At 63.2% G+C, this 717-nt stretch carries 1 protein-coding gene; it reads right to left on the bottom strand.

Annotation, left to right across the window (positions count from 1 at the left end; translation table 11 throughout):
* Positions 1-161: 161 nt before the first annotated feature.
* The coding region (locus IQK56_RS28700; RefSeq protein ID WP_193864326.1) for an efflux RND transporter periplasmic adaptor subunit at positions 162-717 on the bottom strand (556 nt) is incomplete at its 5' end.

The raw sequence follows: 717 nt of genomic DNA on the forward strand, positions 1-717 counted from the left end.
TTGTCTGGAAAAACGGGGGCGGCTTGATGGGGCTCTGGCGCCAGCCCAGCGCGGGGCAAGCCCGCTCACCACAACAGCCCGCTCACCACACCACAGTGTTATGTGTAAGCCTTTGAGAGTTGTGTAGATACCCATGCCCCCTCCCACATGTGAACCATCCATTATTGTGAGAGCTTCACAAGGCCGGGTTTCAGGCCGAAGACTTCAACCCCTTGCGCCGTCGCTTGCCCGGTCGTGACCTTGACTCGCTCCACCGGTTTGTCCATCGCCTCCCGATACTCCACCTCACCGCCAACGACCGCCTGCGCGGGCACCACAATCGCCTGCTCGTTGTTGTAGGTGACGATGGTCAACCGCGCACTCATGCCCAGACGCACCCGCTGCAACTGTTGCGGGGTCAGCTTGGGGATCGACAACGTCACTGGAAACTGCGCGCTGCCCTGGCTGTCGCTGGCCATCGCCAAGCCGCTGACCACACTGACCGAGCCGGTCAGCCGCTCGCCATCAAACCCGTCGCCCATGACTTCCACCGCCTGGCCCTGATGCAATTGGTTGATGTCCAATTCCGAGACTTTGGCGACGATCTTCAGCCGTTCGATATTCGCCAGGCCGAACAGCACCTGGCCCTGGCTGACCTTGCTCCCGGCCTGGATGGGCGCGCTGCTGTTGCCGCCGCCTGGGGGCGGGTTGTTGCCGGGCGCGGGCACCACGATGCCG

The sequence above is a fragment of the Pseudomonas cyclaminis genome, assembly GCF_015163715.1.
GTDB classification, from domain to species: Bacteria; Pseudomonadota; Gammaproteobacteria; order Pseudomonadales; family Pseudomonadaceae; genus Aquipseudomonas; species Aquipseudomonas cyclaminis.